At 43.8% G+C, this 9,312-nt stretch carries 6 protein-coding genes; 4 read left to right on the forward strand and 2 right to left on the reverse strand.

Going from position 1 to position 9,312, the window contains the following annotated elements; translation table 11 throughout:
* Nucleotides 1-218 precede the first annotated feature (218 nt).
* Nucleotides 219-350 carry a hypothetical protein gene (locus PSE7429_RS27625; protein ID WP_009628896.1) on the reverse strand — a complete coding sequence of 44 codons (132 nt, stop codon included), beginning with the start codon at nt 348-350 and terminating at the stop codon, nt 219-221.
* A 203-nt stretch (nt 351-553) separates the two neighbouring features.
* On the opposite strand from PSE7429_RS27625, the gene PSE7429_RS18725 reads away from it, so the two are divergent.
* Genes PSE7429_RS18725 through PSE7429_RS18735 form a run of 3 tightly spaced genes read left to right on the forward strand, consistent with a single transcriptional unit; the run spans nt 554 to nt 3,070 of the window.
* Nucleotides 554-2,395, forward strand: coding sequence for an ATP-dependent nuclease (locus tag PSE7429_RS18725; protein WP_009628897.1), 1,842 nt, complete (start codon nt 554-556; stop codon nt 2,393-2,395).
* A gap of 31 nt (nt 2,396-2,426) precedes the next feature.
* Nucleotides 2,427-2,702 (forward strand): hypothetical protein, encoded by a 276-nt coding sequence (locus PSE7429_RS18730; protein ID WP_009628898.1) that lies wholly within the window; start codon nt 2,427-2,429, stop codon nt 2,700-2,702.
* Complete coding sequence (locus tag PSE7429_RS18735) at nt 2,699-3,070, forward strand: clan AA aspartic protease (RefSeq protein ID WP_009628899.1); 372 nt, start codon at nt 2,699-2,701, stop codon at nt 3,068-3,070. Before PSE7429_RS18730 ends, PSE7429_RS18735 begins: the two co-directional genes overlap by 4 nt.
* A 30-nt stretch (nt 3,071-3,100) precedes the next feature.
* Here the strand turns inward: PSE7429_RS18735 and infB are convergent, their stop codons facing one another.
* Nucleotides 3,101-6,556, reverse strand: coding sequence for a translation initiation factor IF-2 (infB, locus tag PSE7429_RS18740; RefSeq protein WP_009628900.1), 3,456 nt, complete (start codon nt 6,554-6,556; stop codon nt 3,101-3,103).
* Between the two features lie 796 nt (nt 6,557-7,352).
* Between infB and lepA the strand changes: the two genes are divergently transcribed.
* Complete coding sequence (gene lepA, locus PSE7429_RS18745; RefSeq protein ID WP_009628901.1) at nt 7,353-9,164, forward strand: translation elongation factor 4; 1,812 nt, start codon at nt 7,353-7,355, stop codon at nt 9,162-9,164.
* Nucleotides 9,165-9,312: the final 148 nt, after the last annotated feature.

A 9,312-nucleotide genomic window follows, 5' to 3' on the forward strand; every position in this document is an offset into this window, starting at 1 on the left:
CCTGATTTTAATCCCATTGAAATGCTTTGGTCGGTACTCAAGTCCTTTGTTCGCAAATTTAAACCGCATTGTTTACTTGTTCATCCAGATTGTCTTGTAAAACATTCTTTCTTTTGCTCGATAAATCTTTCTTCTCAAACTGGTTTTCCAAATGCTGCTATTTGTACCCCTTAATTCCTCAATAGGCTGTAAGCTCTTTCTCAAATAGCGATCGCTAGCTAATATTCCGCTAGTATTGTGTATTTAATCGAAACTGCGATCGATAGGTATCCCTCCTCATTATAGCTAAGGCGATCGCGCAAACCTTCGGTGAGATATTTAATTTGGAAATGCAATTTCAACAGAAGCATTATTCAGCCACTATGAGTTGATTGAAATATCTATTGTATCTTTCTAAATCTCAAGCGATTGTAAAGAGGACTCAATAGGAGTAGTTTATTTTTGACGACAATCTACGATAAATATTATATTTCAATAGCCTAAGGTATAAATTTTATAGTCTTAGTAAAGTTAAGAAAATCATTTATTGTTTATTCACTAAACCAGTACTTTTATGCTCATTTCAAAAGTTCAAGTTTTAAACTATAAATCTTTTCGTGATTCTGGATGGATGGAGTTTCGAGCAGGTATAAATATTATTACGGGACAAAACAGTGCTGGTAAAACAGCTTTGCTTGAAGCTTTGACGCTTGAATTTAACGATACTCCTCACAAAAGTCTTAGTACGCTACCAGCAAAATCATCATTACTAAAACCACAATCACAGGTGCATTTCAGTCTAGATATTATAGATTCAGAGTTTGAAGAAATTGCAGCGCAAATCTCAACCCCATATATAATTCCTAATTCTTTAGGAGGTGTAAGTGAAGCAATATCTCTATTTAGATCATGGTTAGATAATCCCAAACAGCAAACTTTCAGTACATCTGTATCTGGTCAGTTACATTTTTTTTGCAATGATAATAATGAAAAGCCAAGTTTCGATTTATATGCAACAGTCCCCATAATTAGCGGCGGATGCCCTCATTTTCAGGTTATCCCAGATCCAAATCAAATTGGGAATTGGGTTACGTGTGCATCTTATACAGGATTTATGTTGTCACAAAATTCTTTTGCAAGTTTTTTAAAAGTTGCTCAAAAACGAATCTATAGATTTCTTGCAGAGCGTCTAAACGTTGGTAGATGTGATAGGTCATATAATCCTGAGCTTTTAACTAATGCTTCAAATCTGCCAGAGGCACTTGGTATGTTGCAGGGTAATAATCCAGAATTATTTAATCTATTTAACCGTTATGTATCAATAATATTTCCTCAGATTAAACAGATTTCTATTTCGCAAGGACAAAATATTGAGATCAAGGTTTGGCATGTTGATCCGTCAACAATGAGAGATGATTTATCTTTCCCATTGTCTGCTTGTGGGACAGGAATTGGTCAGGTTTTATCAATTTTATTTGTTGTGCTTACAGCAAATCATCCAAGAATAATTATCATTGATGAACCTCAATCTTTCTTACACCCTGGGGCAGCAAAGAAACTTATAGAAATTCTCAAAGAATTAGGTAAAGATGAAAGGTTTCAAGAACATCAGTATATTATTTCTACACATTCACCAACGATAATTGCTGCTGCCGAACCAGCGACTATTACAATGCTCAAATATACTGAGGATTGTGAAACAAAGGTATTTACAATGGATTCAAAGGATACAAAAGAGTTGAGATATCTTTTGGATGAGGTAGGAGTTAGGCTGTCTGATGTATTTGGCATGGATAAAATACTATGGGTTGAAGGTCCAACAGAGGAAAAATGTTATCCGCAAATTATCACCAAAATTCTTAATAAATCTCTAAGAGGAATTCAGATTCTTGCTGTTAAAAATACTGGTGATCTAGAAGGTAAACGCGCACATATTATTTTTGACGTTTACGATAAATTAAGTGGCAGTCACAATCTATTTCCACCAGCAATAGGTTTTGTGTTTGATAAAGAAGAGCGTAATGAACAACAAATGGGAGATTTACGAAAGCGAAGCTCAAATCCAGTTGAATTTTTACCTCGTCGTATGTATGAAAACTATTTACTAGATTCTGACGCTATAGCAAGTGTTATTAATGAATTAGATCAAGGTCAAGAGAAAGTAATTACAGTTTCAGATGTTGATGCAATTCTAGAAGAATGTAAAAAAGCTAACTGCAAAAAAGGCTCGTCAGATGGTAGTTTAATTGATGGTGCAAATACGCTAAAAGACATATTTTTAAAGTTAACAGAAAGCAGAGTAGAGTTTTCAAAAACTAGAGATTCTGTAAAACTGACGGAATGGCTAATTGCAAATAAGTCTGAATCTTTAAAAGAAATCTCAGATATTTTAGCTAAACTATTTACAGAGACTTAAAAAATAGCTCGATCTCACAAAACTAACAATCATGGCAGTAAGACACCCTCGATATAGCAAAGAAGAAATCGCTAGGCGTGGCGATGAGATTTATGAAACTCAGGTGCGCCCACAAGTCGAAACGGGTAATTATGGCAAAATTGTTGCCATTGACATTGAAACAGGAGCCTTTGAAGTTGCCGATGAAATATTGACCGCAACAGGTAGCCTATTCAAACGCATTCCTGATGCTCAACCTTGGATCGTTCGCATTGGACATAGAGCCGTTCATCGCTTTGGCGCAAGGAGCCTAAAAAAGACGATATGATTCATGGTGTAGTTAATCAAAGCTGTGAAGCAACAATTCCACTAGTCATCATCAACGAAAAGAAACAGACCAAACTGATTGATGCCGTTATTGATACAGGCTATACAGGTTACTTAAGCTTACCAAATGAAATTATTGAAGCTTTAGACTTACCTTGGACAGGGGTTGATCGGGGGACTTTAGGTGATGGCAGTGAAGTGACCTTTGAGGTTTATGCAGCAACAATCATTTGGGATGGTCAATACCGAACTATTCCAGTCAATGAAGCAGAAACAGATCCCTTAGTTGGGATGAGCTTACTTTATGGTTATGACTTACGAATTCGCGCTGTAGAAGGCGGTAAAGTAGAAATTGAATTACCAGAATAAAAAAGCGCCCTAAGGGCGCTTTTTTATTTATTAAGAAGTAGCTAGCGTACGACGCTTGGTGACCATGCGGAAGGCTTCGATAGTATCGCCTTCTTTCCATGTGGTGAATTTAGCAAGGGAGATACCGCATTCAAATCCAGCGGCGACTTCCTTGGCATCGTCCTTAACCCTTCGCAGCGAGTCAAGTACGGCTGCATGGACAACCTCATTGCCACGTTTGACGCGGACATTACAGTTGCGAACCAGCTTGCCATTTTGGACATAGCAACCAGCCACAGCACCCTTACCAATTGTAAAGATCGCTCGTACTTCGGCTTGACCGAGATACTCCTCGACCATTTCAGGATCGAGTAAGCCCTCCATCGCATCTTGGATATCTTCCAAGAGCTTATAGATGACGTTGTAATCGCGGAAGTCAACACCAAGATCGTCAGCAGCCTGTCTTGCTCCAGGAGCCATCGTAGTGTTAAAGCCAAGCACGACCGCCGAGCTAGCTGCTGCCAAACTAATATCGTTTTCGGTGATTTCCCCAGGAGCAGAGAGGAGGATGCGGAGTTGGACTTCGCGTTGAGGTAGTTGAGCCAAAGAGCCAAGAATTGCTTCGAGGGAGCCTTGTACGTCCGCCTTGAGGATGATATTGAGTTCCTTGAGGTCGCCTTCCTTCACCTTCTCGGACAAAGTACCGAGGGTGACACGGCGGGAAGCCATTGCCTGCACCAAGCGGGCTTGGCGTTGATCCATGGTGCGTTGATCAGCGATCGCGCGAGCTTGTTTTTCGTCTAGATAGACTTCAAACTCATCACCTGCCGCAGGGACATCGCCCAGTCCGAGGACTTCGACGGCAAAGGATGGCGAAGCTTTATCGACGCGCACGCTGCGATCGTCAACCATCGCCCTTACCTTACCAAAGGCAGCACCAGCTACGAAGATGTCACCAACACGCAACGTACCGTTCTGGACGAGCAAGGTGGCTACAGGTCCCTTAGCCTTATCGAGGTGAGCTTCAATGACCGTGCCCTTAGCAGTACGGTTGGGGTTAGCTTGTAAGTCTTCAACTTCAGCAACCAGCAAGATCATTTCCAGTAAGGTATCAAGATTCTCACGCTTGATCGCACTGACGGGAACCATGATGGTATCGCCACCCCATTCTTCCGCAACAAGGGAATATTCCGTTAATTCTTGACGAATGCGATCGGGCTGAGCCTCGATCTTGTCAACCTTGTTAATGGCAACAACAATTGGCACTTTCGCAGCACGGGCATGGCTAATCGCTTCGATGGTCTGGGGTTGGACTCCATCATCGGCAGCAACAACCAGTACGGCAATGTCAGTAACCTTCGTACCACGCGCACGCATGGCGGTAAAGGCTTCGTGACCAGGGGTATCGAGGAAGACGATCTGTTGTTTCTGACCGTTATGTTCGACATCAACGTGGTATGCACCAATATGCTGGGTAATACCACCTGCTTCTCCTTGAGCCACCTTACTCTTACGAATGGCATCCAGCAATGTGGTTTTACCATGGTCAACGTGCCCCATGATGGTTACCACGGGAGGACGACGTTGAAGCTTATCAAGGTCGCCAACATCGATCATTTCCGTCTTGAGCGCTAGCTCTACGACCTCAGGATCATGTACCTCATAACCTAATTCTGCCGCTACCATCTTGGCAGTACCGACATCAAGAGTCTGGTTAATATTCGCCATGATCCCCTTCATGAATAGGGTGCGAATTACCTCTGTCTCAGAAAGGACTAGACGCTTAGCAAGTACGGCTACGGTCATGCCCTCTTCGATCTCAACAGAAGTGGGCTTTTCAGGAATGACCTCGACTTGTTGGTGGCGACGATCGCGGCTAGGTGCAGATTTTCTACCCTTTTGTGTTGGTTTAATATCTGCCGCCATAGTTGGCTTCGATGGCACGGCGATCGCCTTAGGACGAGCCGCAGGACGAGCTAGGGACAGACTGATCTGTGCAAGCTCGTTAGCTGCCTCAAGATCGGCAGCATCGTCATCATCATCAGCAAAGTCACGCAGATAGCGCTTGGGTTTGTTGAGACGATTCTTTTCTTTTAGCTCAAGAAGATCTTTTTCCTCTTCTTCCTTGGACTTGCCCTTACGCTTGTTGGCTTTATTCGGTAAGGTTGGCTTTTCTAAAAGCTCAGGCAATACGGGGGCAAACCCACCTACGGTTTCAGGCTTTTTGCCAGTTTTATCGGCAATGACGGGCTTTTCGGGAGCACGCATCAAGGTGGGCATCGGTGGACGCAAATTATGGGGTGGTTCGGTAGGAGCAGTGATCCCCCTTTCAATTAGTACAGAATCCTTGACTAATTTTGGTCCACGGCTCTGCGGTCTGCCACCAGCAGGAGCTGCCACAGGTTGTTCGACGGGTTTATTGAGCTTTGGTCTTTCGGGCTTGTTAACCTTTGCTGTTTCTTGATTCCCCTCTGCGGCAATTGCCGCAACTCTGCCCTGTTCAGACTTACTCTGGTTGGATTTTGCCGAAACTCGTGACTCATCGGATGGTCTGGCGGCAGGTGGCTTAGGCGCAATAATAACTTTCGGCGTGACCGCAGGCGTTTTGGGACGCTCTGGCGCAACGGGCTTGTTTAACTTAACTTGAGGTGGTGACACGCTCACCAAGGCTTGCTTGGGTGCTAGAGGGCGCTCGGTCTTTTCGGTCTGCGATCGCGGCTCTACCTTGGGAGTCTCCTTTCTTGGGGCCTGTTCTTTCGCAACGGCTGGCTCCTTAGGTGCTTGCTTGACTGGATTTGCCTTTGTTGCAGCCTCTTCAACTGGAGCCTTGACTGGGATCACCACAGAAGCAGTCTTTTCTGGGGACTTGGGAGGGATAGGAGGCGCAATTAATTCCGATCTTGGGGCCGTGGGCTGAGGTTCTTTGATCGTTTTAGGAGTTACTGGTGGGGTCAATGCTGTTTCTGATGTCAATTCAATTTTGGACGCAGTGGTGGTTTCGGGCAGATCGACCTCTAAGACAGAGGGACGAAGCGGAGGCTTAACTAATGGAGAAGCAGAGGGCATGGGCAAGGAAGGGTTAATAACAGCAGTTTTGGCAGGAGGTTCTGAGCTAAGCTCAGCGATCGCACTAGATGAATTAAGTGGGGGTGAATTAAGTGGCGGAGTGAGAGGAGGTACTGCTCCTACATTACCAGAGACAGGCGGAGTATTCAGACGAATCGTAGGCTTGGTAACGGCAAGAATTTGCTGCTTAGCAGTACGAGCCTCTGATTCTTTGGTCTTTGCCGCAGTCACAGATTTCTTTTCAGAAGCTCTGGGATCAGCAGTCTTAGGGTGTTGTTGAGGGGCTTTGATGCGTACCAATTCCGCCTCTGATTCTGTAATTGTACTACTATGACTTTTAACAACTATATTTAACTGTTCGCATACTGCGATTACATCTTTGGTGTCGAGGTCTAACTCTCGTGAGAGTTCATATAGTCGAACTCGATTGCTTATACTCATTGCTTACTCTGCCCTGCGTAACTGTTGTACACGATGAAATTGAATTTACATAGAAGTTGCTTCCTATCTTTTGCTAGGTTGAATTACATTGACTGAATTACATTGACCATAGTTAATCTTAGAAGCGCCTAGCTATCCCTGCGGCACAGGCTAGCCCGAATAGTTTTCAAGTCAGTTTCAATTTTTAGATGAAACTACTATAGCTATTATTACTCATACAACCTAGTAATATGAGAAGTTAGATAACTTAGCTCATAAAATTTGGCAAAATCTCATTCAGTTTACTAGCTCTTGTACATTAACCCTAAACACAATTTTTGAGAAGAGATTTTTTGGAATATAGCTCTTTATGTCGATATTAGGCTCAAATCCAGACAATGTAACACTTTGCTTGGTTTTACCTAAAGATTTAAGGTACTGTACTAATGGTCTGAGTAAGCTTTTAGGGTTTTTTAGGGTTTTATTTGGCTAACTTAATTGTCCTCACCTTTGATAGTTGTTTACATTAATTTACTTTAAGGTAGGATCGGATTATCTCTCATGTTTTGTCGCTTTACTGTTTTGGCTTGCTTTCCCGATTATTTTGATACTTAGTTTTGATAAGTACCTCAGCACAATTAAAATCCAGAGCTAAAACCTGCGACGCTCGCGCAGCGTGCGCTACAGGTTTTAGAGTTTTATATTTAATTAAGCCCACTTACTTATCACTTACTTATTTAGTCTTGATATTTAGTTTTGATACTTAGTTTTGATATTTAGTTTTGATATTTAGTTTTGATATTTAGTTTTGATATTTATGACCAACGTACCCGTCTCCCGCATTCGTAACTTTTCAATCATTGCCCATATCGATCATGGTAAGTCTACGCTTGCCGATCGCTTGTTGCAATTTACAGGCACAGTGGCGGATCGGGATATGAAAGCGCAGTTTCTCGACAACATGGACCTAGAGCGAGAGCGGGGAATTACAATTAAATTGCAAGCGGCGCGGATGCGCTATCAGGCTCTCAATGGTGATGAATACACGATTAATTTGATTGATACCCCAGGACATGTGGACTTTTCCTACGAGGTGTCGCGGAGTTTAGCGGCTTGTGAAGGGGCTTTGCTGGTAGTAGATGCATCGCAGGGCGTAGAGGCGCAGACTCTGGCTAATGTTTACTTGGCTCTGGCAAACGATCTCGAAATTGTCCCCGTTTTAAATAAGATCGATTTACCAGGAGCCGATCCCGATCGCATTGCCCATGAGATTGAGGAATTAATTGGCTTAGACTGTTCGGATGCAATTCATGCCTCGGCAAAACAGGGGATCGGGATTCGTGAGATCCTTGAAGCGATCGTTTTAAAAGTTCCACCCCCCAAGGATACGGTCGATCAGCCTTTACGTGCTTTGATCTTTGATAGCTACTACGATGCCTATCGAGGGGTAATTGTTTACTTTCGAGTGATGGATGGCACAGTCAAAAAAGGCGATCGCGTTAAGTTTATGGCTTCGGGACAGGAATATGTCATCGATGAACTCGGTATATTAGCTCCTGGGCAAATCCAAGTTGACGAACTACATGCGGGTGAGGTGGGTTATCTAGCGGCGGCGATCAAGATGGTTGCCCATGCGCGGGTCGGTGACACGATTACCTCCGCGATCGACTCTGCGCCTGAGCCCTTTCCTGGGTATGAAGAAGCCAAGCCCATGGTTTTCTGCGGGATGTTTCCCACAGATGCCGATCAGTTTGAGGAATTACGTGAAGCTTTAACCAAGCTCAAGCTCAACGACGCAGCACTCAACTACGAACCCGAAACCTCAAACGCGATGGGCTTCGGGTTCCGTTGCGGATTTTTGGGGATGCTGCATATGGAGATCGTGCAGGAGCGGCTCGAACGCGAGTACAACCTCGATCTGATTGTGACAGCACCATCGGTAATTTATCGAGTCACTACCAACACGGGCGAAATTTTAATGGTGGACAATCCGAGTGAGTTGCCGCCACCCAACGCAAGGCAATCGATCGAGGAGCCCTATGTCAAGCTAGAAATTATGACTCCCCAAATTTACATCGGTACATTGATGGAGTTATGTGTGGCAAGACGTGGCGTATTTGTGGATACGAAGTACATCACCACGGAACGAGCCACCCTGATTTACGAACTACCCTTAGCGGAAATGGTGACGGATTTCTTTGATCAGATGAAGTCCCGCACGAAGGGCTATGCCAGCATGGAATATCAAGTCATCGGCTATCGTCCTAACGATCTCGTCCTTGTGGATATTCTCGTGAATGAGGAGCCTGTGGATGCCTTGGCTTGTATCGTCCATCGCGACAAGTCCTACAATGTCGGTCGGGCGCTTGTGTCGAAACTGCGGGAATTGATTCCCAAGCAACAGTTCCAGATCCCCATTCAAGCGGCGATCGGTTCTAAGATTCTTGCCCGTGAAAATATTTCAGCTTTGCGCAAGAATGTATTGAGTAAGTGCTATGGCGGCGATATTTCGCGGAAGAAGAAATTGTTAGAGAAGCAAAAGAAAGGTAAAAAACGGATGAAGTCGATTGGAACTGTAGAAGTTCCACAAGCAGCGTTTATGGCAATTTTGCAACTGAATGGAGATTAGCAAAGAAGCTGCCTAGGCAGCTTCTTTGGTCATATAAGCAGTTAAGCATAATTAAAAACCAAAACCAGAGAGAGTACCGCCCGCTACGCGGGCGGTACTCTCTTCTAGGTTTTAAGTTTACTTATGCTTAACGTGAGTTCGGGATAAT

This window comes from Pseudanabaena biceps PCC 7429, assembly GCF_000332215.1.
GTDB lineage: Bacteria > Cyanobacteriota > Cyanobacteriia > Pseudanabaenales > Pseudanabaenaceae > Pseudanabaena > Pseudanabaena biceps.